The organism is Streptomyces lavendofoliae, from assembly GCF_014649735.1.
GTDB lineage: Bacteria > Actinomycetota > Actinomycetes > Streptomycetales > Streptomycetaceae > Streptomyces > Streptomyces lavendofoliae.
Genome location: NZ_BMTP01000010.1, coordinates 24139 through 47472, shown reverse-complemented (window position 1 = coordinate 47472; position 23334 = coordinate 24139). Strand labels below are relative to the sequence as shown.

The 23334-nt window shown below is 73.1% G+C and carries 18 protein-coding genes and 2 pseudogenes; 12 read left to right on the top strand and 8 right to left on the bottom strand.

Translation table 11 applies throughout. From position 1 onward, the window contains the following. Positions 1–649 precede the first annotated feature (649 nt). A complete protein-coding gene (locus tag IE109_RS19505; RefSeq protein WP_189552216.1) occupies positions 650–1069 on the bottom strand; it encodes an arsenate reductase ArsC in 420 nt (139 codons plus the stop codon). Positions 1070–1392: 323 nt separating this feature from the next. Between IE109_RS19505 and IE109_RS19500 the strand changes: the two genes are divergently transcribed. The 3 genes and pseudogenes from IE109_RS19500 to IE109_RS19490 form a co-directional block, all read left to right on the top strand. Further along, a complete protein-coding gene (locus tag IE109_RS19500; RefSeq protein WP_189552215.1) occupies positions 1393–1701 on the top strand; it encodes an ArsR/SmtB family transcription factor in 309 nt (102 codons plus the stop codon). Continuing rightward, positions 1698–2795 carry an ACR3 family arsenite efflux transporter gene (gene arsB / locus IE109_RS19495; RefSeq protein WP_189552214.1) on the top strand — a complete coding sequence of 366 codons (1098 nt, stop codon included), beginning with the start codon at positions 1698–1700 and terminating at the stop codon, positions 2793–2795. Before IE109_RS19500 ends, arsB begins: the two co-directional genes overlap by 4 nt. After that, positions 2792–2989, top strand: a pseudogene (locus tag IE109_RS19490) (NAD(P)-binding protein); the annotation flags it as partial. The gene arsB and the pseudogene IE109_RS19490, both read left to right, overlap by 4 nt. Positions 2990–3125: 136 nt before the next feature. Here IE109_RS19490 and IE109_RS19485 read toward each other — a convergent pair. Next, positions 3126–4616: a SulP family inorganic anion transporter gene (locus IE109_RS19485; RefSeq protein ID WP_189552212.1), complete on the bottom strand. Its 1491-nt coding sequence runs from the start codon at positions 4614–4616 to the stop codon at positions 3126–3128. Positions 4617–5020: 404 nt separating this feature from the next. On the opposite strand from IE109_RS19485, the gene IE109_RS19480 reads away from it, so the two are divergent. Further along, positions 5021–5431 (top strand): MerR family transcriptional regulator, encoded by a 411-nt coding sequence (locus IE109_RS19480; protein WP_189552211.1) that lies wholly within the window; start codon positions 5021–5023, stop codon positions 5429–5431. A 244-nt stretch (positions 5432–5675) separates the two neighbouring features. Here IE109_RS19480 and IE109_RS19475 read toward each other — a convergent pair whose 3' ends face one another. Together IE109_RS19475 and IE109_RS19470 are read right to left on the bottom strand one after the other, a co-directional pair. Beyond that, a complete protein-coding gene (locus IE109_RS19475) occupies positions 5676–6050 on the bottom strand; it encodes an ArsR/SmtB family transcription factor (protein ID WP_189552210.1) in 375 nt (124 codons plus the stop codon). A gap of 36 nt (positions 6051–6086) precedes the next feature. Beyond that, positions 6087–7148 carry a flavin-containing monooxygenase gene (locus IE109_RS19470; protein WP_189552209.1) on the bottom strand — a complete coding sequence of 354 codons (1062 nt, stop codon included), beginning with the start codon at positions 7146–7148 and terminating at the stop codon, positions 6087–6089. A gap of 109 nt (positions 7149–7257) precedes the next feature. On the opposite strand from IE109_RS19470, the gene IE109_RS19465 reads away from it, so the two are divergent. Together IE109_RS19465 and IE109_RS19460 are read left to right on the top strand one after the other, a co-directional pair. Then, entirely contained in the window at positions 7258–8661 is a 1404-nt protein-coding gene (locus IE109_RS19465; protein ID WP_189552208.1) for an NAD(P)-binding domain-containing protein, read from the top strand. Between the two features lie 140 nt (positions 8662–8801). Further along, a pseudogene (locus tag IE109_RS19460) lies at positions 8802–9884 on the top strand (MFS transporter); the annotation flags it as partial. A 143-nt stretch (positions 9885–10027) separates the two neighbouring features. Here the strand turns inward: IE109_RS19460 and IE109_RS19455 are convergent. The 3 genes from IE109_RS19455 to IE109_RS19445 all read right to left on the bottom strand — a co-directional run bounded on the left by IE109_RS19455 (position 10028) and on the right by IE109_RS19445 (position 11540). Continuing rightward, positions 10028–10405, bottom strand: coding sequence for a phage holin family protein (locus IE109_RS19455; protein ID WP_189552206.1), 378 nt, complete (start codon positions 10403–10405; stop codon positions 10028–10030). A gap of 86 nt (positions 10406–10491) precedes the next feature. Then, positions 10492–10911, bottom strand: coding sequence for a VOC family protein (locus IE109_RS19450; protein ID WP_189552205.1), 420 nt, complete (start codon positions 10909–10911; stop codon positions 10492–10494). 65 nt (positions 10912–10976) lie between these two features. Then, positions 10977–11540, bottom strand: coding sequence for an antibiotic biosynthesis monooxygenase (locus IE109_RS19445; protein WP_229891259.1), 564 nt, complete (start codon positions 11538–11540; stop codon positions 10977–10979). Positions 11541–11990: 450 nt separating this feature from the next. On the opposite strand from IE109_RS19445, the gene IE109_RS19440 reads away from it, so the two are divergent. Then, positions 11991–13766, top strand: coding sequence for a S8 family peptidase (locus IE109_RS19440; protein WP_189552385.1), 1776 nt, complete (start codon positions 11991–11993; stop codon positions 13764–13766). Positions 13767–13847: 81 nt separating this feature from the next. Here the strand turns inward: IE109_RS19440 and IE109_RS19435 are convergent, their stop codons facing one another. Beyond that, on the bottom strand, positions 13848–14648 hold the full coding sequence (locus IE109_RS19435) for a DUF1206 domain-containing protein (protein WP_189552203.1): 801 nt from the start codon (positions 14646–14648) through the stop codon (positions 13848–13850). 209 nt (positions 14649–14857) lie between these two features. On the opposite strand from IE109_RS19435, the gene IE109_RS19430 reads away from it, so the two are divergent. From IE109_RS19430 to IE109_RS19410, 5 genes are all read left to right on the top strand, one after another. Then, entirely contained in the window at positions 14858–16591 is a 1734-nt protein-coding gene (locus tag IE109_RS19430; RefSeq protein WP_189552202.1) for a sigma-70 family RNA polymerase sigma factor, read from the top strand. A 186-nt stretch (positions 16592–16777) separates the two neighbouring features. Continuing rightward, positions 16778–17392 (top strand): methanogen output domain 1-containing protein, encoded by a 615-nt coding sequence (locus IE109_RS19425; RefSeq protein ID WP_229891257.1) that lies wholly within the window; start codon positions 16778–16780, stop codon positions 17390–17392. Between the two features lies 1 nt (position 17393). Beyond that, positions 17394–18974, top strand: a complete 1581-nt coding sequence (locus IE109_RS19420) for a PP2C family protein-serine/threonine phosphatase (protein ID WP_189552201.1) — start codon at positions 17394–17396, stop codon at positions 18972–18974. Positions 18975–19121: 147 nt separating this feature from the next. Beyond that, positions 19122–21458 carry an Orn/Lys/Arg family decarboxylase gene (locus tag IE109_RS19415; protein ID WP_189552200.1) on the top strand — a complete coding sequence of 779 codons (2337 nt, stop codon included), beginning with the start codon at positions 19122–19124 and terminating at the stop codon, positions 21456–21458. Positions 21459–21628: 170 nt separating this feature from the next. Continuing rightward, complete coding sequence (locus IE109_RS19410; RefSeq protein WP_189552199.1) at positions 21629–22825, top strand: PP2C family protein-serine/threonine phosphatase; 1197 nt, start codon at positions 21629–21631, stop codon at positions 22823–22825. The last annotated feature ends 509 nt before the right edge of the window (positions 22826–23334 follow it).

The window sequence follows — 23334 nt, the reverse complement described above, 5'->3', positions numbered from 1 at the left end:
TGTAGATGAGGATCAGCACCGCCACGGCCATCACCGTCACATGCAGCCATGTGGGCGCGGCCGAGGCGTCCTGCGAAGCGGTCACGAGGGGGTTCACCGGTGCCTCCGTGTCAGGTCGCGGTCGGTGTCGTGGTGTTGTCGTGTCATGCCTCGCGCGTACCCGCCGCGCCGGGGCTGACGCGTCGGCGCGGACCGCTTCACGCTTCCCGGGGACCGTGTCGAGACGATTGTCAGTGGGAGCGCCCAGGCTTCCGGACGAATGGTCACACGACCGCTTCGGGGGACGTCGGCGCATGGGCTTCGAGCGGGTTTTCACCCACGCGTGGCAGGGGGACACGGCGGTGTCGGCTTCATCACCGGCGACCGAGACACCTACGGCGCGTCCACGTCGGCACCGACGGAAGCGGCCTCCGGTACCGCGACCCGTCCTGACCCCGGCGCCCGGGCGGACGCACATCCGACGTCCGGGCCGACGTGCCGTCCGCAAGGGAACGCCTCCCTCCCGACCGGTGCGACACCTGGTCGGAGGGCGGCCTTCCGTCGCAGCGGAACGACCCGTCGTCCACCGCGCACCCCCGGTGCGGGAACCGGAACCGGGGCGGGGACCATGTGATGACCTCGCGCGCCTGGTCGGGCTGCGTCACCGGTGTCACGCCTCCTGTTCGGCGTCGATCTCGGTGATGAGGGCCTCGATGCGGGTCTTGATCTCGTCGCGGATCGGGCGGACGGCGTCGACGCCCTTGCCGGCCGGGTCCTCCAGGGCCCAGTCGAGGTACTTCTTGCCGGGGAAGACCGGGCAGGCGTCGCCGCAGCCCATGGTGATGACGTAGTCGGACGCCTGGACGGCCTCGGTGGTGAGGATCTTCGGCCTGGCGGCGGAGATGTCGATGCCGACCTCGGCCATCGCCTCGACGGCCGCGGGGTTGACCCGGTCGCCGGGGATGGAGCCGGCGGAGCGGACCTCGAGGCGGTCGCCCGCGAGGTGCTGGAGGAATCCGGCGGCCATCTGCGAGCGGCCGGCGTTGTGGACGCACACGAACAGCACGGAGGCGAGCGGGGCGGAGGACATGTGTTCTTCCTTCACGAGGTGTGTGGCGAGCAGTGCGAGGGTTTCAGGTGCTCGGCGGGCCGGAGAGGAGGTCGGTGACGCGGCGGTCGATGCCGTCGCGGAGCCGGCGGACGACTGCGATCGGGGCGCCGTCGGGATCGGCTACGGGCCGGTCTCGGCCGAGAAGCGGCCGGCGTGCCGGGTGGTGAGCCGTGCGGCGCCGGGGGCCAGGCGCTCATCGGGCAGGACGGAGGTGGGAGCGGCGGACATGAAGAAACTTCTCCGACGGGCCATGGGTCAGCCCCGGCTGGCATCAGCACCGGGTGATGTGACAATATCAGCCCATGATGACGTCAGTCGACACTGATCTGATCCGGGTGCTGGCCGACCCGCTCAGGCTCCAGATCGTGACCCTGCTCGCCCGCGAGACGCTGTGCACCACCCACCTGGTGGAGGAGACCGGCGCCAAGCAGACCAACCTCTCCAACCACCTGAGAGTCCTGCGCGAGGCCGGGGTCGTCGAGACCGAGCCGTGCGGACGCTTCACCTACTACAAGCTGCGCCCCGACGTCATCGCCTCTCTCGCCGGGCAATTCGCCGACCTGGCCGAACAGGCCCGTACCGCCGCCGACAACAAGAGGGCCTGCCCGTGACCCGCACCGAAGTGCCCGCGACGAGTCGGGAAGCATCCGTCGTCGCCAAGCTCTCCACGCTGGACCGCTACCTCGCCGTGTGGATCCTCATCGCCATGGCCGTCGGCCTCGGGCTCGGACGGGTGATCCCGGGCCTGAATGACGCGCTGGCGAAGGTGGAGATCGGCGGGATCTCCCTGCCGATCGCGCTCGGCCTGCTGATCATGATGTACCCGGTCCTCGCGAAGGTCCGCTACGACAGGCTCGACGCTGTCACCGGCGACCGCAAGCTGATGATCTCCTCCTTGGTGATCAACTGGATCGTCGGCCCCGCGGTGATGTTCGCGCTGGCGTGGATCTTCCTGCCGGATCTGCCCGAGTACCGCACCGGCCTGATCATCGTCGGTCTGGCCCGCTGCATCGCCATGGTCATCATCTGGAACGACCTGGCCTGCGGCGACCGCGAGGCCGCAGCCGTCCTCGTGGCACTGAACTCCGTCTTCCAGGTCATCGCCTTCGGCCTGCTGGGCTGGTTCTACCTCGATCTGCTGCCCGGCTGGCTGGGCCTCGGTGACGGCGAGCACCTGGACATCCCGGTGTGGGAGATCGCCCTGAACGTGGTCGTCTTCCTCGGCGTCCCGCTACTGGCCGGCTTCCTCACCCGCCGCATCGGCGAGCGGAAGCTCGGCCGTACCGACTACGAGGCGAAGTTCCTGCCGAAGATCGGCCCGTGGGCGCTGTACGGGCTGCTGTTCACGATCGTCGTTCTCTTTGCCCTGCAGGGGAGGACGATCACCTCGCAGCCGCTGGACGTCGCCCGGATCGCGCTGCCGCTGCTGGTGTACTTCGCGGTCATGTTCTTCGGCACGTTCATGCTCGGCAAGGGCTTGGGCCTGGCCTACGACCGCACCACGACCCTCGCCTTCACCGCGGCGGGCAACAACTTCGAGCTGGCCATCGCGGTCGCCATCGCGACCTTCGGCGTCACGAGCGGCCAGGCTCTGTCCGGGGTCGTCGGCCCGCTCATCGAAGTGCCGGTCCTGATCGGCCTGGTCCACGTCGCGCTCGCCCGGCGCAGGAAGTTCGCCGCCGACGCGGTGACGACCGCTCCGTGACGCAGCAGACGGACGTGGTGGCCGGCGGCGGCCAAGCCGGGCTCGCCGCCGGCCACCGCCTGCGCCGGCGCGGCCTCGACTTCATCATCCTGGACGCCGCTCCGGCGCCGGGCGGGGCCTGGCAGCACCTGTGGGACCCGCTGCGCCTCCTCTCCCCTGCGGAACACTCCTCCCCGGCCCGGCGTCGGCCTTCTTGACCGGCGTCGGCCGCCCGGCCCGGGACGCTGCCGGCGAGATCGCACAGCCTCTGCGCAGCCAGCCGCCGCTCGAAACGACCGTCGGGTCGGTGCCCACCCTCGGGGCACCGACCCGACACGGTTCTCGGTCGCGTCAGTGGCCGGCCGCGAGCTCGCCGCTGAGCCTGCCGTGCAACTGGGCGCTGGGGTCGTTCAGGCCGGTGATCTCGACGCTCTTGCCCCGCTGGGCGTACTTCGTCTCGATCGCGTCCAGAGCCGCGACGGAGGAGGCGTCCCAGACGTGCGCTGCGGAGAGGTCGATCACGACCTTCCTAGGGTCGCCCGCGTAGTCGAACTGGCCGACGAGGTCGTTGGAGGAGGCGAAGAACAGCTCGCCGGTGACCCGGTAGACCACCGTGCTGCCGTCCGGGTCGCCCACGGGCGTGACCTGGGCGAGGTGCGCGACGCGCTTGGCGAAGATGACCATGGCGGTGATGGTGCCGACCACGACGCCGACGGCGAGGTTGTGGGTGGCCACCACACACGCGACGGTGATCACCATGACGGCGATCTCGCCTGCGGGCATCCGCTTCAGAGTCTTGGGGGCGACGGAGTGCCAGTCGAAGGTCGCGAAGGACACCATGATCATGACGGCGACCAGCGCGGCCATGGGGATCTCGGAGACGATGGGGCCGAAGGCGATGCAGAGCACCATCAGGAACGCGCCGGCCAGGAAGGTCGAGACGCGGGTACGGGCGCCGGAGACCCTCACGTTGATCATCGTCTGGCCGATCATGGCACAGCCGCCCATGCCGCCGAAGAAGCCGGTGACGACGTTGGCGATGCCCTGGCCGATGGACTCGCGGGTCTTGTCGGAGTGGGTGTCGGTGATGTCGTCGACCAGCTTCGCGGTCATCAGCGACTCCATGAGACCGACGAGCGCCATGGCGAACGCGTAGGGGGCGATCGTCGCCAGCGTGTCCATCGTGAACGGCACGTCGGGAAGGCCGGGCACCGGCAGCGAGGAGGGAAGCGCGCCCTTGTCCCCGACGGTCGGCACCGCGATGGCCGCGCCGACGGTGATGACGGTCAGGACGACGATGGAGACCAGCGGCGCCGGGATCACGGTGGTGACCTTCGGGAAGAACACCATCAGCGCCAGCCCGCCGATGATCAGCGGATACACCGCCCACGGCACGTCGGTCATCTCCGGCACCTGGGCCATGAAGATCAGGATGGCGAGGGCGTTGACGAAGCCGACCATCACCGAGCGGGGGATGAACCGCATCAGCTTCGCCACCCCGAGCGCGCCCAGGACGATCTGGAAGACGCCGGCGAGGATGACCGCGGCGACCAGGTGGCTCAGGCCGTGCTCGCGGTTGAGCGGGGCGATGACCAGAGCGACGGCGCCGGTCGCGGCGGAGATCATCGCCCTGCGGCCGCCGACGATCGAGATGACCACGGCCATGGTCACGGAGGCGAACAGGCCGACCGCCGGGTCCACCCCGGCGATGATCGAGAAGGAGATCGCCTCGGGGATCAGCGCCAGGGCGACGACCAGGCCCGCGAGGACCTCGGTGCGCCAGACCTTCGGGTTGTTCAGCCAGTCGGGCTTCAGGCCGCGCAGGCGCGAGGCTGGGGACACGGCGGTGGCGGAGGACAAGAGTTCAGGAACCTGTCGTGCTCGGGCGCACCCCCATGGCAGGCCGGGGATGTGCGGGAGGACGCGGAGGCGCCGGGCCGGCACCCCGCGGGACGGCCCCGTCAGCGCGGAGCCGGATGCGGACGGGACGGAGTGGCCGGGCGCGAGGGCGCCAGGGCTCACCAGGAGCGAAGCGTCACGGCGGGCAGGCGGCGGCGCCGGGCTTCTCGGGCTCGCGCACGCGTCTCTCCCGCAAGTATCGGATCTTCGCCGGGGGCGGCATCGGCCCCGGACGGCAGTAGCGGGAGTCGGGCCGCCCTGACCTTCTCAACTCTACCCTAACGTTACAGTAGACATCGGCGGGCCCGCTCAGGAGGCACCGCCGTGAGAAGGCCAGGAGCAGGGACGTGGACGGCAAGCACATGCAGATCGGCGAGGTCGCCGCGCGCACCGAGCTGTCCCTGCGCACCATCCGGCACTACGAGGAGACCGGCCTCGTCGTCCCCTCCGCCCGGTCCCAGGGCGGGTTCCGGCTCTACACCGACAACGACGTGGCCCGACTCATGGTCATCCGGCGGATGAAGCCGCTCGGCTTCACGCTGGATCAGATGCGCGACCTGCTGGACGCCACCGACCACCTCGACGCCGGGGACGACCTGGGCCCGGACGAGCGCGAGGTGCTCCTTCAGCGCGTGCGCGAGTACGAGCAGAGCGCGGCGGAGCAGGTGGAGAAGCTGCGTGTCCAGCTCGCCCGCGCCGAGGACTTCGCCGCCGCACTGCGGGCTCGGCTGCCCGAGCACGAGCCGGTGCGCCCCTGACCGCTCCCGGCTCCGGCATGCTCTGCCTCCCGTAGCGCATCAGGTGCCGGGCCGACTCCCGAGGCCGGCTCCGCGGCCTCGAACGCCTCCCACGACGGCGGGCCGGTCTCGAAGGTCGCGTTGCCTTGTCGACGCCCGCCGGGTGGATCGCCGGCACCTGCTCGGCACGCTCCACCGCCAGCGGCACCAACGTGGCGCCCAGCGCCCCGTTCACCGGCTCCCCCTCCGCCCGTCCGCTCGATCGTCAGGCCGCGGCCGGCAGGCTCAGCAGCTTGCCCATCGCGGCGAGCACCGACGGCTCGACCCGGTAGTAGACCCAGGTGCCGCGCCGCTCGGAGGTGAGGAGGCCCGCCTCCTTGAGCTTCTTCAGGTGGTGGGAGACGGTGGGCTGGGAGACGCCGACGTCGGAGATGTCGCAGACGCACGCCTCCCCGCCCTCGTGCGAGGCCACGGCGGAGAACAGCCGCAGCCGGACCGGGTCACCGAGGGCCTTGAACATGCGCGCGGCCGTCTCGGCCTCCTCGGCGGTCATCGGGCGCTCGGTCAGCGGCGGACAGCACGGCGCCACACCCTGGCCGTCGGCGGGTTCGAGCAGCGGCAGCACCTTCGCATTCGACATGCGTCTATGTTGACACACGTCGAACCAGCGTGTCCGTCACCGGCACGCGAGGCGGGCAGCCAGGCGCCGGGCGATCCGTTCCGCGTCCCGGCCGACGCCGCGCAGCGAGTTCGACGAGAGACCGCGCTGCCATTCCAGCCCGACGAACGCCAGGCCCGGTACACGGGTGGCGAGGCCCTCGCGGTGCCGGGAGTACCCGTCGTCGTCGAGAGCGCCGTCGAGGCCGGCGAGGTAGGGAAGGTCGGGGCGGTAGCCGGTGGCGAGAACGATCGCGTCGGCCTCCTCCCGCCGCCCGTCCGGCCAGACGAGCTCGGCCCCGTCGGCGGCGGTGAACAGCGGCCGCCGGTCGGGTCGGCCCGCGGCCAGGGCGGCCCGGTAGCGGCCGTCGTCGATGACCGGCTGCGCCGGCGGGCGCGACAGGAACCGGCCGAGGGGTGCGATGTCCAGGCCGGTACGGACCGTCCAGAAGTGCAGATCGCGGCCGAGGACGCGCCGGGCCGCGAACCTCACCGGCCCACGGGTGGCGAGCGTGACCCGTGCCGTCCCGGCGAGCTCGGCGGCGATCTGCACGGCGGAGTTCCCGGCCCCGACCACGACCACCCGGCGGCCGGCGAAGGGGGCCGGGCCGCGGTAGTCGGCGGCGTGCAGCACCTGCCCGGTGAACTCCCCCAGGCCCGGCAGCGCCGGCCGGTGCGGTCGGCCGAACGTCCCGGAGGCCGCCACGACGGCCCGCGCGGACAGCCGACCACCGCCCTCCAGCTCCACCGCGAAGACGTCGCCGGTGCGGCGGACCGCGCTGACGCGACAGCCCGTCCGGATCTCCGCGTCCAGGCGGTCGGCGTAGGCGGCGAGGTAGTCGACGACCTCGTCCCGGTGCGGGTAGCGGTCACGGTCGGCACCGGGAAACGGCATCCCGGGCAGGGAGCTGTACCGGACGGCCGAGAACAGCGTGAGGCTGTCGTAGTAGCGCGGCCACGACCCGACCGCACGATCGGACGCCTCCAGCACCACCGGCCGCAGCCCGCGCCTCAGCAGCGCGTGGGCGGTGGCGAGGCCGGACTGGCCGCCGCCGATCACGGCGACGTCGATGTGCTCCATGAGCGATCCCCCTGATTTCGATGACTGTCTATGTTGACGCTCATCAATACAGGTGTCATGCTGGGCCGCGCAAGCCATCGACAAATGTCGAAACACGCAAGGAGTCGCCGTGAACGCGCCCGCCACCACCGAGCTGCCCGTCGTCGTGATCGGGGCCGGCCCCGCCGGTCTGGCCGCCGCCGCCCACCTGCTCGACCAGGGCATCGAGCCCCTGGTCCTGGAGGCCGGGCCCACAGCCGGCGCCGCGGTGCGCGAGTGGTCGCACGTACGCCTGTTCTCCACCTGGGGCGAGGTCGTCGACCCCGCCGCCGAAAAGCTCCTCGCCCCCACCGGCTGGACACGCCCCGACCCGGCCACCTACCCCTCCGGCGGCGACTGGGCCGACCTCTACCTGCAACCGCTCGCCGACGTCCTCGGCGACCGCGTCCGCACCGGCGCCACCGTCACCGGTGTCTCCCGGGCGGGCCGGGACCGGATCGTGGACGCCGACCGCGAGCAGCAGCCGTTCGTCGTGCACGTCGCTTACGCCGATGGCCGTGAGAAGCGCCTCTTCGCCCGCGCGGTCGTCGACGCCTCCGGCACCTGGGGCACGCCCGGCCCGGCCGGCGGCAGCGGCCTCCCGGCCCTCGGCGAGAAGGCCGCCGCGGACCGGATCACCTACCGCGTCCCGGACCTGAAGGACCCCGCCGTCCGCGCCCGGTACGCGGGCAAGCGCACCGCCGTGATCGGCTCCGGCGCCTCCGCCTTCACCGCCCTCGCCCACCTCGCCGACCTCGCCGAGTCCGGCGGCGGCACCGGGACGAAGGGGGTGTGGATCTTGCGCCGCGGCCTCTCCGGCTCCACCTTCGGCGGCGGCGAAGCCGACCAGCTCCCGGCGCGCGGCGCCCTGGGTCTGGCGGCCAAAGCCGCCGTCGACGAGGGCCACGCAGACGCGGTCACCGGCTTCCGCACCGAGGCGATCGAGCGCGACGCCGACGGTCGCCCGGTCCTGCTCGGTGAGGACGGCCGCCGCCTGGACCCGGTCGACGAGGTGATCGTCCTGACCGGCTTCCGACCCGACCTGTCCTTCCTCGACGAACTGCGCCTAACCCTCGACGAGCGCCTCCAGGCCCCGGTCGGGCTCGCGCCGCTGATCGACCCCAACCAGCACTCCTGCGGCACCGTCTACCCGCACGGCCACCGCGAGCTCTCCCACCCCGAGCAGGGCGTGTACCTGGTCGGCATGAAGTCCTACGGCCGCGCCCCGACCTTCCTCGCGATGACCGGGTACGAGCAAGTGCGCTCCGTCGCCGCCGCGATCGCCGGCGACCTCGAGTCCGCCGACCGCGTGGAACTCACCCTCCCCGAGACCGGAGTCTGCGGCGGCGCGGGCCTGTTCGACGCGCCTGAGGCTCCGGAGGCTGACGGTGGCGGCTGCTGCGCGCCCGCACCGCGGCTCGTCCGGCCCGGCGCCCCCGCCGCGGTCGGGGCGGCTGCCGAGCAGGCCCCGGCGGGCGGCTGCTGCGCCCCGTGACCGACCTCGGCACCCGAGGCGGCGGGGCCGCGACCGGAACAGGGGACCGGTCGCGGCCCCGCGCCGCCCTGCCCGCCCTCTGCGCCACACAGATCGTGAGCTGGGGCATCGTCTACTACGCATTCCCCGTCCTCAACCCGGGGATCACCGCCGCGACCGGGTGGTCGGCCGGGGCGACCACCGCGGCGTTCTCCCTCGCTCTCGCCGTCTCCGCCCTCGCCGGGATCCGCGTCGGACGCGTCCTCGACCGAAGCGGCCCCCGCACCGTCATGACCGTCGGTTCCGTACTCGGCGTGGTCAGCATCCTGATCGTGGCCACAGCCCCGAACATCCCGGTGTTCTTCCTCGGTTGGGCGTCGGCCGGGCTCGCGATGGCCGCCACCTTCTACCAACCCGCGTTCGCCGCCCTCACTCGCTGGTGGGCCCCCGACCACGTGCGCGCCCTGACCATCGTCACCCTCGCCGGCGGGCTCGCCTCCACGGTCTTCGCGCCCCTGACCGCGGCCCTCGCCGACCACCTGTCCTGGCGCCACACCTACCTCGTGCTCGCCGCCGTCCTCGCCGCCGTCACCATCCCCGCCCACGCCCTGGCACTGCGCGCACCCTGGCCCGACGCCCCGACCAGCCCGGCCCGCACGCCCGAGGGCGCCGCCGAGGTGGGGCGCAGCCGACCCTTCCTCCTGCTCGCCGCCGCCTTCACCCTCTCGGGCTTCGCGATGTACGCCGTCGTCGTCGCCCTCGTCCCGCTCCTGCTGGAACGCGGGTACACCACCAGTCAGGCCGCCTGGGCCCTCGGCATCGGCGGCGCCGGACAGACCCTCGGCCGCACCCTGTACGCCGCCCTCGCCCGCCGCACCACCGCCACCGCCCGCACCACGATCCTCATCGCGCTCGGCGCACTGACCACCGCCGCCTTCGCCGCCGTCCCCGGGCCCTACGGCCTGCTCATCGCCGTGTCGGTCGCGGCCGGAATGGTACGTGGCAACCTCACCCTCCTCCAGGCCACCGCCGTCACCGACCGCTGGGGCACCACCCACTACGGCCGCCTCTCCGGCCTCCTGGCCGCGCCCGCCCACACAGCGGCGGCACTCGCGCCGTTCGCCGGGGCCGCCCTGGCCGTCCCCCTCGGCGGCTACGGACCGCTGTTCTTCCTCCTGGCCACCGTCTCCGTGGCCGCCGCGCTCATCACGCCGTGGACAGCGGCCGGCGCCGTACGCCGCTGATTCCTGTGGCTCCGACAGCTGCCGCGTCCTCTGCGGGCACAGACGAACCCGCGCGCTTCCGGGTGCGGGCCGGTCAAGCCGGAAGGGGGCGGTCACGGCGGCCCGGGCGGGGCCCCGGAGTGGTGGGGCGGGCGCTGGGGTGGTCAGGCGTCCTTCAGCTCGTCCACCACGTGGCGGACGACGTCCACGGAGGAGTGCAGCGCCTCACGGGACGCCGCGCGGGCCACCCGCATGCGCTTCGATCCGTAGTGGACGAGGACGGAGGCGCCCGACGCGTAGACGACGGTGAGCGCACCCGTGACCTTCTCGGGCGTCCACACCCGTTCCAGCCCCCGCACCAGCGTCGAGTGCGCCGACAGCAGGGCCAGCAGACCGCACGCCCCGCCGGCCGCCAGCGCCACGACGCCGTGGCGCGCCTCCGACAGACCGAGGGCCGCCTCGTCCCGCGCGGTGTCGATGTCCTCGCGGACCGTGGTGTCCTCCTGGACCATGGTGTGAACGTCCTCGACCGACTGCCTCATGCCGCGCTCGTACCCGGTGCGCGGCGGAGCACACCGCCGGGCCGTACCGCACCGGCCCGGTCGGTCGGCCCCGGCGGCCCGGCGGCTCAGCCCTGTGGCTGTCCGATGTTCACCATCCACGTGATGCCGAAGCGGTCCACGCACATCCCGAACTCGTCGCCCCACACCTGCGTCTCCAGGGGGACGGAGACGGCGCCGCTGTCGGAGAGCTTCTCCCAGTAGCCGCGCAGGACCGGCGCGTCCGCGCTGTCGCCGCTCAGGCTGACGGCCATGTTGTTGCCGGGCCGGTGCTCGGAGCCCGGCGGCTGGTCGGCCCCCATCAGGGTGAAGCCGCGGTCTGTCTCCAGCATGCCGTGCATGATCTTCCCGGCCCGGCCCTGGTCGTCGGTACCGAAGTCGCCATAGGTGTTGAGGCTGAGTTCGCCGCCGAAGACCTGCTGGTAGAACTCCAGGGCCTGGCGCGCGTCACCGTCGAAGCTGATGTACGGGTTGAGACGAGATGTCATGATTTACCCCTTTCTTCGCCCATCCTCGCGGATGACCGCCCCGCCGCAACGGCACGGGTGCCGCGCTACCGGCGGAGCCACCCGCGCAGCAGGCGGCTGACGGCCGGCATCGCCGCGTAGGTCATGAGGACGTTGAACACGCAGGCGATCACCGCGCTGCCGACGACCGGGTGCAGCCCCGCCAGGCGCGGGACCAGGAAGTAGCTGCCGAGCAGGGAGATCGGGTAGATCGCCAGGGTGGCGCTGATCGCCATCTTCCACCGCGGGGGCGCCGGCGTCACCGCGCCCGGCTTGGCGAACCAGGTCTCCATGCCCGTGAGCTCCCGCCGCGCCACCTCGGTGTGGTGGTGACCCTCGCAGTTGGCGAACCAGGCCGCCCGCTCCGGGGACTCCTGCCACTCGCGGCACGCCGCCGCGTCCTGGAAGCGGTGCACCAGGAACCAGGGGGCGCCCTCGGCGGACGGCCGGAACAGGCCGTGGCCCAGGTGCCCGGGGAACCGTGCCGCGTCGGCGAGAATGCCCCGCGCCCACCGCTCGAACGCCGCCTCGTGCCCCGGCTCGACCTGCCGGGCGATCAGCAGGGTCACTTCGCCGGTGTCGGCGGGCACGGTCCTGTGCTCAAGACTCACCGCGGTCACTCGCTCTCCCGATGCTCGTGCCGCGCCCACGGGGCACTGTACGGTGCGCGCCCCCGCCCGGCGGCGGCGCCCCGGCCGCCGGACCGGCGCGGACGACGGCCACCGCCCAACTCCCGTGCGCGGGGCCGGTCGTGGGGCGCCGGGCGTGGGGCGGCGGGGGGCGGGTCACCGGTGGGGCGCCGGCCGCCGATGGCCGAGGAAGCCTGGGGCCGGTGACGCAACAGGGTGAACCCGGGTGATCCGGGCGCCCCGCGGCCCCGTGGGCGAACCCTTGTGCCCGGTGGCGGGGGGCAGCAAGGGTTTCCCCTCCTTCTCAGCCATTCGGGCGTCTGACATCTTGCGTTCACCCCCTACTCATTCGGCCCGGCGGCCCGACCAGCGTGCCGGGACTCGGAGGACGCCTTGATACGTCACATATCCAGCCGGCTCGCGGCCAAGTCGATGACGGTCGCCGCGGCCGTCATCGGCACCACGCTCGCCGCCGCAGCCCCGGCCACGGCCGTCGGTCCCACGCCGCAGGCCACGGCCGCGGCTCCCGCCGCCGCCCCGGTCGCCGCTCCCGCGTCCGCCACCGCGTGGACCGCGGGCACCCGCGCCCACCTCGTGATCACCGCGCCCGGCGACACCTCCGCCGTGCGGACGGCCGTGGCGAACAACGGCGGGTCGGTGTTCGCGTCCTACGACGCCATCGGCGTGATCGTCGCCCACTCCGCCTCGGCCGGCTTCACCACCGCCATGCGCGGCGTGCCCGGCGTCCAGCAGGTGGGCGCGACGCGCACCTCGGACGTCCCGGCCGACGCGTACAACCCGGCGCTTCCGGCGAACCCGACCCAGTCGACGACCACGCTCGCCGAGAGCCTGACGCGCTGGGACATGACCCAGATCAAGGCCGACCAGGCCTGGGCCGTGAACACCGGCTCCGCCGCGGTCAAGGTCGGCGTGCTCGACACCGGCGTGGACGACAGGCACCAGGACATCGCCCCGAACTTCAACGCCGCGGACTCCGTCTCCTGCGCCTACGGCAAGGCCGACACCCGCGCCGGCGCGTGGCGCGACGTCGGTACGCACGGCACGCACGTCGCCGGCACGATCGCCGCCGCCAAGAACGGCAAGGGCGTCGTCGGGGTGGCCCCCGGGGTGAAGATCTCCTCGGTCCGTATCGCCGAACCGGGCACCAGCCTGTTCTTCGCGGAGAACACCGTCTGCGGGTTCATGTGGGCCGGTGACCACGGCTTCAAGGTCACCAACAACAGCTACTACACCGACCCCTGGCAGTTCAACTGCCCGGACAACGCCGACCAGGCCGCCATCATCGAGGGCGTCCGGCGGGCCCAGGAGTACGCCGAGCGGCGCGGCTCGCTCCAGATCGCCGCGGCGGGCAACTCCAACCTGGACCTGGCGAACAAGACGGTCGACACGGAGAGCCCCAACGACTCCACGCCCGTCCGGCGCACCATCACCAACGCCTGCCTGGACATCCCGACCGAGCTGCCCGGCGTGGTGACCGTCGCCGCGATGGGCAAGGGCAACGTCAAGGCGTCGTACTCCAACTTCGGCAACGGCGTCATCGACATCGCCGCACCGGGCGGCGACGGCACGTCCGGCGTCTACTCCACCCTGCCGGGCGGCAAGTACGGCAACATGAACGGCACGTCGATGGCGTCGCCGCACGTCGCCGGTGTCGCCGCGCTGCTGGCGAGCGCCGACCCGGCCGCCACCCCGGCCGACATCCGGTCCCGGCTCGGCGTCCAGGCCGTGGACGTGGCCTGCCCCTCGGACAGCCGCTGCACGGGCACCACCACCAAGAACGGCTTCTTCGGCGAGGGCCAGACCGACGCCCTCAAGGCCGTCGGCGCGACGACGCCTCCCACGGGCTCGTACTTCGAGAACACCACGGACGTCGCCATCGCGGACAACGCGACCGTCGAGAGCCCGCTCACCGTCTCGGGCGTCACCGGCAACGCGCCGGCCACTTTGAAGGTGGGCGTCGACATCGTGCACACCTACCGCGGTGACCTCGTCGTCTCCCTGGTCGCGCCCGACGGCACGGTGTACCCGCTGGAGGACTTCGCCGACAACGACGGTACGGACAACGTCGGCAAGACCTACACGGTCGACGCCTCCGCCGAGGTCGCCAACGGGACCTGGAAACTCCGGGTCCGTGACATCGCGACCCAGGACACCGGCCGGATCAACGCCTGGAACCTGACCTTCTAGGCACCGCCGGTCCACGGCCGGGCCGTCGCGCGTCCCTCCAGGGGTGGGACGCGCGACGGCCGGCGGCGTTCCGGCCCGGGATCACACCCGGCGCCACACCGCCATGGCGAAGGAGAAGAGTCCGTACAGCGCGAGACCCAGCGCCACCACGACGAGCAGCCACGGACCGGCCGGGGTGTCGGCGAAGGAGCGGATCGTGTCGTCGAGGCCCTTCGCCTCACTCGGCCGGTAGGTGATCGCCGCCCGGAGCGCGAACCCGCCCGCGACCATGAAGACCAGCCCGCGGGCCACTCCCCCGGCCACGCCCGCCACGTCCACGGCGGTGCGGACCTGCGGGCGCATCTCTCCCAGCCGCAGGTGCTTGCGGTAGCTGCGGCGGACCGCCTGCACGGCACCGACGACGCCGGTGATCGCGATGGCGGCACCGGCCGCCGCCACCAGCCACTGCCCGGCGGGCAGTTCCAGCGCCCGTGCCGTCATGTCGTGGGACTGACGGTCGCTCTCCCCGCCGCCGCGGCTGTGGTCACCCGAGGCGAAGACCAGGACCGACCAGGCCATGACGGCGTAGAAGACGGTCCGGCCGGCCGACAGCACCCGCTTCGTGGTCTTCTGCCCCCACAGGGCCTCGGTGAGCTGCCACAGCGCCATCCCCACGAGACCGACGCCCAGCAGCCACAGGAGCACGGAACCCATCGGTCGCGCGGCGACCTCCGTGAGGGCACCGCCCTTGTCCGCCTGCTCGCCGCGGTCACCGAAGGCGATCCGCAGGGCGAGGAACCCCACCAGCAGGAAGATCACACCCCGCGCGGCGAAGCCCCACCGCCCCGCGACCTCGACCACCGTTCTGCCGTTCTTGCCCCTTGCCTTGCCGCGTACGCTCACCTCGGCACCTCCCCTCCCCCCGTTGCCCCGGGAGGGGAACGGGAAACAGGGGGCGGCCCGGTGGCGGGGCCGGCGGGACCGGAGGGAACCGGCGGGACACCGGTTGCCGGGGTTCTCCTCGTTCCCCGCTGTTTTCGTTATCGCCGGCCCGCCGGCCGGTCTCCCAGGTGCCGGGCGGACCGCCGCCCGGGGGAGAAAGGAGCCGAAAGGTGAGCCAGACAGACGAGGTACGGCTGGTCGAGGCGGCGCGGGCCGGGGACCAGCGGGCGCAGGACCAGCTGGTCTCGGCGTACCTGCCGCTGGTCTACAACATCGTCGGGCGCGCCCTGAGCGGGCACGCGGACGTGGACGACGTCGTCCAGGAGACGATGATCCGGGCGCTCGCCGGCCTCGGCTCGCTGCGGGACCCGCACCGGTTCCGCTCCTGGCTGGTGGCGATCACCATGAACCGGATACGCGACCACCGGTTCGACCCGGCGCTCGCCGGCGCCCCGTCCGACGGGGCCGACCTGGCCGATCCGGGCGCCGACTTCGTGGACCTCACGATCCTGCGGCTGAGCCTCTCCGGCCAGCGGCGGGAGGTCGCCGAGGCCACCCGGTGGCTGGACGACGGCGACCGGGACCTGTTGTCGCTGTGGTGGCTGGAGGCCGCCGGCGAACTCAGCCGGGCCGAGGTGGCCGAGGCCCTCCAGCTCACGACCCAGCACACCGCCGTGCGGGTGCAGCGGGTGAAGGCGCAGTTGGAGACCGCGCGGATCGTCGTCCGGGCGCTCTCGGCGGTCCCCCGCTGCGTGTTGCTGGACGATGTGCTGGCCGGGTGGGACGGTCTGCCGTCGGCGCTGTGGCGCAAGCGGATCGCCCGGCACGCGCGCGAGTGCACGGTCTGCTCGGGCCACGGTGCCGGTCTGGTCCCGGCCGAGGGCCTGCTGGTGGGCCTGGGCCTCGTACCGGTGGGCGCCGCGCTCCTCGGAGCGGGGGCGGGATGGGCGCCCGCCGCCGGCGACGGGTTCGCCCTCGCCGGAGCCTCCGGCACGGACGGACCGGCGGTGGCCGGACCGGCGGTCGACGGGTACGGACCGGCGGTGGACGGGCACAGGGCGGGCGGTGCCGGAAGTGGCGGTTCCAGGGCCGGCCGCTCCCGGCCGGGCGCGCACACGGCCGGCGGGCCCGGAGCGGGTCGCCGGCGGGAGCGGCACGCCCGGCGCCGCAGGCAGCGCCGGGTGGCGGCCGCCGCGGCGGCGCTGTTGGTGGCCGGCGGCGGTGTGGCCACACTCCGGTTGCTGACGCCGGACGAGGGCGCCGGGAAGGTCCGTACCCGGACCGCCGCCGAGCCCTCCCGCGCGCCGCTCGCGTCCTCGCCCGTGCCCACCCGGCCGGCCACGACCCCGTCCGCCTCCGCGTCACCGTCCGCCTCCGCGAGCCCCACGCCCTCCGCCCCGGCGACGAGGAAGGCGTCGCCGACGCCGACGCCCACCCGTGCGAAGCCGAAGCCGCCGCCGGAGCCGGCCCCGACGCGGAAACGTTCCACCCCCCTTCCGGAGCGGCCCCAGGCGCCGGCCGGCTCGTTCGCCCAGCAGGTGACCGCGCTGGTCAACGAGGAGCGGGCGCGCAACGGGTGCGGTCCGGTGAGCCAGAACGGCACGCTGGACACGGCGGCGCTGCGCCACTCGGAGGACATGGCCGCCCGCGACTACTTCGACCACACCAGCCCCGACGGCAAGGGCCCGGGCGACAGGATCACCGCCGCGGGCTACCAGTGGTCGACGTACGGCGAGAACATAGCCCGGGGGCAGCAGAGCGCCGCAGCCGTCATGGACTCCTGGATGAACAGTCCGGGCCACCGCGCCAACATCCTCAACTGCTCGTTCAAGGAGATCGGCCTCGGGGCCCACGAGGGGCCCGGCGGACCGTGGTGGACCCAGGTGTTCGGGGCACGCGGCTGACGCGCGGCCGCCGGAAGGTGCCGTAACGCTGGTCCCTTCCCCGAAACGAGGGGTGCCGAACCAAGGGTTCAGCACCCGGGGCGCGGAGCCCTATGCTCGGAAGGGGACCGGTGGGGCGTCGCGCTCCGCCGTCGTCCCAGGCGCCGGCTGACCGCTCGGTGCTCCACCACGGGGAAGGGAGCGGCCGTGAAGCCGGCGAGGGAAGCCGACGTACCCCTGGACCGTGACGTGTTCATGCGCGGCCTCATCCGGGAACTGGCGACCTCGCTGGAGTCCGTGGTCGGGCTGGAGGAGGCGTCCGGCTACATCAGCCTGGTCGGCCAGTCGGTCGGCTCGCAGCTCAACGAGTCCTACACCGCGGCCCTCGGCCTGCCGCGCCTCGACCGGGAGCAGGTCGCGGACGTCCTGGTCGATCTGAAGCAGCGCATCAACGGCGACTTCTACCTGATCTCCCAGGACGACGAGCGGATCGTCCTGGGCAGCCGCAGCTGCCCGTTCGCCGAGAAGGTCCTGGGCCGCGACTCGATGTGCATGATGACGTCGAACGTCTTCGGCACCATCGCCGCCCAGAACCTCGGCTACGCCCGCGTCGAGCTGGAGGAGACCATCGCCCGCGGCAGCTCCGGCTGCCGGGTCGTCGTGCACCTCACCCCCGACCTCGACGTGGAGGACGAGCCGGGCCGCGAGTACTTCGGCGACGAACACGCGCCGGGCGGCGCCGTCACGGACGCCGACGCCGATGCGGACGCCGGCGACGGCACCCGGGCCGTCACCGCCCCATCCGCCCCATCAGGGGAGTGAGATGGAGCTGGCGGCGTTCCGCGCCATGGCGAAACTCCTGCCCTACGCCGTCGTGGTCTGCACCGCTTCCGGCAGGCTCCTGGCCGTCAACCCGGCGACGCGCCGGACGGTGGACACCCTCGTCCCCGGCGCGGACCTGCTCGACCTGGTGCTCGATGCCGACGAGGTGGCCGTGCGGCTGAAGCAGTGGCTGCGCAGCGGATCGCCCCTCCCCGGTGTGATGACCGTGCGCGACGGGGAGGGCCGGCCGGTGCGGCTGCGGTGCCACGGCGCCCGGGCCGCCTGGTGGCGGGGACCCGAGCCGGCCGTCCAGCTCCACCTGAACCGCCTGGACGTGAGCGACCGTTTCGTGGCGCTGAGCCAGCGGGTCAGCCTGATGAACCAGCAGATGGCCTACCGTCGGGCGATCGCCGAGCAGCGGGACAAACTGCTGCGCGCCGAGACCGAGGCCCGTGCCCGGATGCAGCGCCTGTACCGGCTCACGGCCGCGCTGGCGGCGAGCGCGGACCTCACCGACGTGTGCGAGGCGGTCCACAAGAGCGCGCCGCAGGCCCTGGACGCGATGGGCGTCACCCTGGAACTGCACCCCCGCCGGGTCGTGCCCTCGCTCTCCCCCACCGACACGCTCCCCGTCACGACCGCGTCCTGGACCGACCTGGACCTGCTGCACGGCGCCTCCCCGGCGGCCCCGCTGCCGGAGGCCGCCCGGCGTGTGCCGCTGGAGGCGGAGGGCGTGGTCCTGGGCAGCCTGGTGGTGCGCTACGCGCCCGGCACCGAACCGGACCCCGACCACACCACCGCCATCGCCCAGCAGATCGCCCAGGCCGTCCGCCGTGCCGGTCTGTTCGAGCACGAACACGGCCTGGCCGTACGGCTCCAGCGGAGTCTGCTGCCGCGCCTGCCCGAGGTACCGGGCCTGGACATCGCCAGCGGTTACGCCCCCGGCACGCACATGGTGGACGTGGGCGGCGACTGGTACGACGTCCACCTGCTGGACGAGGACACCGTCGGCTTCACCATCGGTGACGTCGCCGGCCACGGCATCGCGCAGGCCACGGCCATGGCCCAGATCAACACCGTGCTCCGCAGCATCTCCCGCCGGCACAGCGACCACCTGCCGACGGTGATGGCGGAGCTCAACGACTTCCTGGGGACGTACCACGAAGGGCTGATGGCCACCGCCTGCTACGCCACCTTCCACCGGAGCACCCGGACCCTGCGCTACACCCGCGCGGGACACCCGCCGCCCCTGCTGGTGCGCGGCGACGGCACCACCGAATACCTGGAGGCGGCGCTCGCTCCCCCGCTCGGGCCGGTGCCGTTCACCCGCTATCCGCAGGAGGAGCTGACCGTCCCGGCCGGTGCCACGCTCGTCCTTTACACCGACGGCCTCATCGAACGCCGGGGCGAGAGCCTCGACGTAGGGCTGGACCGCCTCGCCCGGACGGCGGCCGGGACCGCCGGCCTGGACGCCCGCGGCACGTGCGACCTGCTCCTGCACCAGCAGCCCGATTCGGACCTGCCCGACGACCGGGCCCTGCTGATCGTGCGCTTCCCGCCGGCGGCCGGCCCCGGGGACTGAGGGCCCGGCCGGGCCCCCGCGGGCCGGTCGGCGGTGCGATGCCCCCTGCGGGTGAAGCTCCCGGCGAAGATCCACGTTCCGCCGCCCGCGACCACGAGACTGTGCCGCGAGGCCGATGGGCCCCCTATCGCGGAAGGCGGACGGAGCATGGCGAACGGCACAGTGCTGCTGGCACTGCGGGAGAACCCCCTGGGCGGTGGTGTCGGCACGGAGCAGCTCCGCCGCATCGGCAAGGAGCTGGAGAACGAGGGGCTGGAGCCGCGGTGGGCCGCGAGCGTGCGGGAGGCGTGTGCGACCCTCCGCACCGAGTCGGGCCTCGCGGCGGCCGTCGTCGCCTGGGACCTGCCGGGCGGTGACGGTACCGCCCCCTCCGGGGAGGAGGGCGGTGGGGCCGAGGTCCTGCGCCGGATCGGACGGCGGTTCAAGAACCTGCCGGTCTTCCTGCTGATGGCGGAGGATGCCGACCAGGACCTGGAGCGGCTGCCACTGTGGGTGTCCGAGGCGGTGGTCGGGTACATCTGGCCCCTGGAGGACACCGCCGCCTTCATCGCCGGCCGGGTCGTCACCGCCGCCCGCGCGTACCACCAGGACATCCTGCCGCCGTTCTTCAAGGCGCTGCGCCGGTTCGACGACGCGCACCAGTACTCGTGGCACACGCCCGCGCACTCGGGTGGTGTCGCGTTCCTGAAGTCGGCCACGGGGCGGGCCTTCTTCGACTACTTCGGCGAGCGGCTGTTCCGCAGCGACCTGTCGATCTCGGTCGGGGAGCTGGGTTCGCTCTTCGAGCACAACGGCCCGATCGGCGAGGCGGAACGCAACGCGGCCCGTGTGTTCGGCGCGGACCGCACCTATTTCGTCCTGCACGGCGACTCCACCGCCGACCGGATGGTGGGGCACTACAGCGTCACCGCCGACGAGATCGCCCTGGTGGACCGCAATTGTCACAAGTCCGTCCTGCACGGCCTGGTGATCTCCGGGGCGCGCCCGGTGTACCTGGTGCCGACCCGCAACGGTTACGGCCTGGCCGGGCCGCTGCCGCCGACGGAGACCGACGCCGGGGCGGTCGCCGGCCGGATCGGCGCCAACCCGCTGACCGCCGGGGCGGTCTCGCGCGAGGCACAGTACGCGGTGCTGACCAACTCGACGTACGACGGGCTGTGCTACGACACCGTCGCCACCGCCCGCGCCCTCGCCCCGAGCACGCCCCGCCTGCACTTCGACGAGGCGTGGTTCGCCTACGCCCGCTTCCACCCCCTGTACGCGGGGCGCTACGGGATGGCCGTGGGCCCGGACACCTTCGCCGGGCCCGAGCGGCCCACCGTCTTCTCCACGCAGTCCACCCACAAACTGCTGGCCGCCCTGTCGCAGACGGCGATGGTCCACGTGAAGTCGGCACCCCGGGCCCCCGTCGCGCACGAGCGGTTCAACGAGACGTTCATGATGCACGGCACCACCTCCCCCCTGTACCCGGCGATCGCCTCGCTCGACGTGGCGACCGCCATGATGGACGGCCCGCAGGGTCAGTGGCTGATCGACGAGGCGGTGACCGAGGCCATCCGCTTCCGGCAGGCGGTCGTGCGCACGGCGCGGCGCATCGCCGGGGCCGGGGACCGGCCCGGGTGGTTCTTCGGGGTGTGGCAGCCCGAGACCGTGACCGATCCGGCCACCGGCGAGAGCGTCCCGTTCGCCGACGCCCCGGCGGCGCTGCTGCGCGACGAACCGCGCTGCTGGCACCTGGAGCCCGGTGCGCGCTGGCACGGCTTCCGGGACCTGAGCGAGGGTTACTGCATGCTCGACCCGATCAAGGTGACGCTGACCTGTCCGGGCGTGACCGCGACCGGGGAGACCTCGGCGTGGGGCATCCCGGCCCGCGTTCTGACGGCGTACCTGGCCACCCGGGGCATCGTGGTGGAGAAGACGGACAGCTACACCACGCTGGTGTTGTTCTCCATGGGCATCACCAAGGGCAAGTGGGGCACGCTCATGGACGCCCTGATGGACTTCAAGGCCCTCTACGACACGGACACCCCGCTCGACCGGGTGCTGCCCGACCTGGTCGAGCAGTATCCCCGCCGGTACGCCGGCACGACGCTGCGCCAGCTGTGCCAGGACATGCACGAGCACCTCACCGGCGCCCAGCTGATCACCGCGCTGGACACCGCCTTCCAGCAGCTGCCCGAGCCGGTCGCGCCGCCCCAGCGCTGCTACCAGCAGCTGATCCGGGGCGGTACGGAACGGCTGCGGCTGAGCGAGGCGTCCGGGCGGGTCGCCGCCGCGATGGTCACGGTCACCCCGCCGGGCATCCCGGTCCTGATGCCCGGGGAGTCCACCGGTGCGCCGGAGGGTCCGCTGCTGCGCTACCTGGGCGCGCTGGAGGCGTTCGACCGGGCCTTCCCCGGCTTCCACAGTGAGGCCCACGGGGTCACCGTCGACCCCGCCACGGGTGACTATCTGATCGAGTGCGTGCGTCTGCCGGAGGGCTGACGGGAAGCGCTCCGGCCGTGGGGCGGGCGCCGGCCGCGACGGGCCCGCCCACGGCATACGGAGCGGACGCACCCTCGGAGCCGTTGGCCGGGGGCCCTCGCGGCCCGTCGACCGGCGGGTGAGAACGGGACGCCGGAGGGAAGAAGTAGCGGCAGCGAAGGGAGGCTGCTGTGGACGGTGAAGCGTTGAGACTGGGGGACGTGCTGGCCGAGGCGGCGAGCGCGTCCCCGGTGGACTCCGTCGACGTGGTCGCCCGTCATCTGCAGAAGCGCTTCCACGCGGTGTGCGTCTCGTTCCTGTTCGCGGACCTGGTCGGGGAGACGCTGGTGCGGCTGGCCATCGCCGACGGCGTGGAGGCCGAGGCGGAGGGCATCACCCGCATCGGCCTGCGCGGCAGTGTGTACGAGAAGGTCCTGCTGACCCAGCGCCTGCACGTGGAGCCGGGGGACGACGGCGCCCGGCGGGTCGTCGCGCCCGTCACCAACAGGGGCGACTGCATCGGCGTACTGGAGATGACGCTGCCCGACACGGACGAGAGCGTGCTGCGGCAGGTGCGCGAGGCGGCGCGGGCGCTGGCGTACATCATCGTCACCGACCGGCGGTTCACCGACCTGTACCACTGCGGGCGCCGGACGACGCCCACCAGCCTGGCCGCGGAGATCCAGCACAACCTGCTCCCGTCGGCGTCCTGTTGCGAGGCGACGCAGTTCTCCGTGGCCGGCGGGCTGGTGCCGGCCGACGACATCGGCGGGGACACCTACGACTACGCGCTGGACCGGGACACGCTGCACCTGTCGATAACCGACGCGATGGGCCACGACACCAAGTCGGCCCTGCTGGCCACCCTGCTGGTCGGGGCGCTGAGGGGCGCCCGACGGGCGGGCTGCGACATCGTGGAGCAGGCCGACCGGGCGCACCGGGCGCTGGTGGAGCACGACTGCGGCATCGCCACCGGGCAGTTGCTCCGCATCGGCCTCGACAACGGCACGGTGCGGCTGGTGAACGCCGGCCACCCCCGGCCGTTCCGGCTGCGGGGCGGCCGGGTGGAGGAACTCACCCTGGTGGCCAACCTGCCCTTCGGGGTACCGTCCCCCAGACCGTACCGGGTGCAGGGGCTGGACCTGCGGCCCGGTGACCGGCTGATCATGCTGACCGACGGTATGCAGGACCGTGCGGCAGCCGGGGTGGACCTGCCGGCCCTCATCCACGACACCCGGCGTCTCCACCCACGCGAGACGGTCGCCGCCCTGGTCGGCTCGGTGCGCACGGCCTGCCGGGACCGCCTGCCGGACGACGCCACCGTGCTGTGCCTGGACTGGTACGGCTCCGACGCGACCGGCCCCCGCTTCCCGTCGACGCGCGGGTAGGCGCCTCTTCGGGCCCGCCGGGACGGAATGCGCCTCCCTTGGCCACGGCGTTCCATCGCCCGCGCGCACAGCATCACGACCGGTCGCTCCGGCGCCCCGCCACGGCTCCGGCACGCTCCTGAGTCCTCCCGCCCCGGTCCGCGACGGCGGCCGGCCGCACATCGGGTGCGCTCGGCCGCTGTCGCGGCGTGGCCGAAAACCGGCAACCCGCACGGCCTTCCGACCCGGGACCGGGGAGCGCCCGCGCGGGCGCCCCGCGCCCCGGTCGCGAGCGGGCGCACGCTGGTCCGCACCAGCGGCGCGCTCCGTCGGCGCCGCTCGGCGCGCGCCTGCCGAGGGGGTCCCGTCGGACTCCGGGGCCCGTCTCGCGGTCGGTCCGGCACCTGCGCTTTTCCGTCATGTTCCACATCGCGCGCACGGATCCTCCACACAGGCCGCACTATGTGACGCGTTGGAGCGGCACGGCGACCCCTCGGTGAGGGCGCGCCCGTGGCGCTGGGGGGTGGGGC

Excerpts from the sequence above, each read along its gene's own strand:
- IE109_RS19505 (WP_189552216.1), bottom strand. The coding sequence starts at position 1,069 with ATGTCCTCCGCCCCGCTCGCCTCCGTGCTGTTCGTGTGCGTCCACAAC.
- IE109_RS19500 (WP_189552215.1), top strand. The coding sequence starts at position 1,393 with ATGATGACGTCAGTCGACACTGATCTGATCCGGGTGCTGGCCGACCCG.
- IE109_RS19475 (WP_189552210.1), bottom strand. The coding sequence starts at position 6,050 with ATGTCGAATGCGAAGGTGCTGCCGCTGCTCGAACCCGCCGACGGCCAG.
- IE109_RS19470 (WP_189552209.1), bottom strand. The coding sequence starts at position 7,148 with ATGGAGCACATCGACGTCGCCGTGATCGGCGGCGGCCAGTCCGGCCTC.
- IE109_RS19455 (WP_189552206.1), bottom strand. The coding sequence starts at position 10,405 with ATGAGGCAGTCGGTCGAGGACGTTCACACCATGGTCCAGGAGGACACC.
- IE109_RS19450 (WP_189552205.1), bottom strand. The coding sequence starts at position 10,911 with ATGACATCTCGTCTCAACCCGTACATCAGCTTCGACGGTGACGCGCGC.
- IE109_RS19440 (WP_189552385.1), top strand. The coding sequence starts at position 11,991 with ATGACGGTCGCCGCGGCCGTCATCGGCACCACGCTCGCCGCCGCAGCC.
- IE109_RS19420 (WP_189552201.1), top strand. The coding sequence starts at position 17,394 with ATGGAGCTGGCGGCGTTCCGCGCCATGGCGAAACTCCTGCCCTACGCC.
- IE109_RS19415 (WP_189552200.1), top strand. The coding sequence starts at position 19,122 with ATGGCGAACGGCACAGTGCTGCTGGCACTGCGGGAGAACCCCCTGGGC.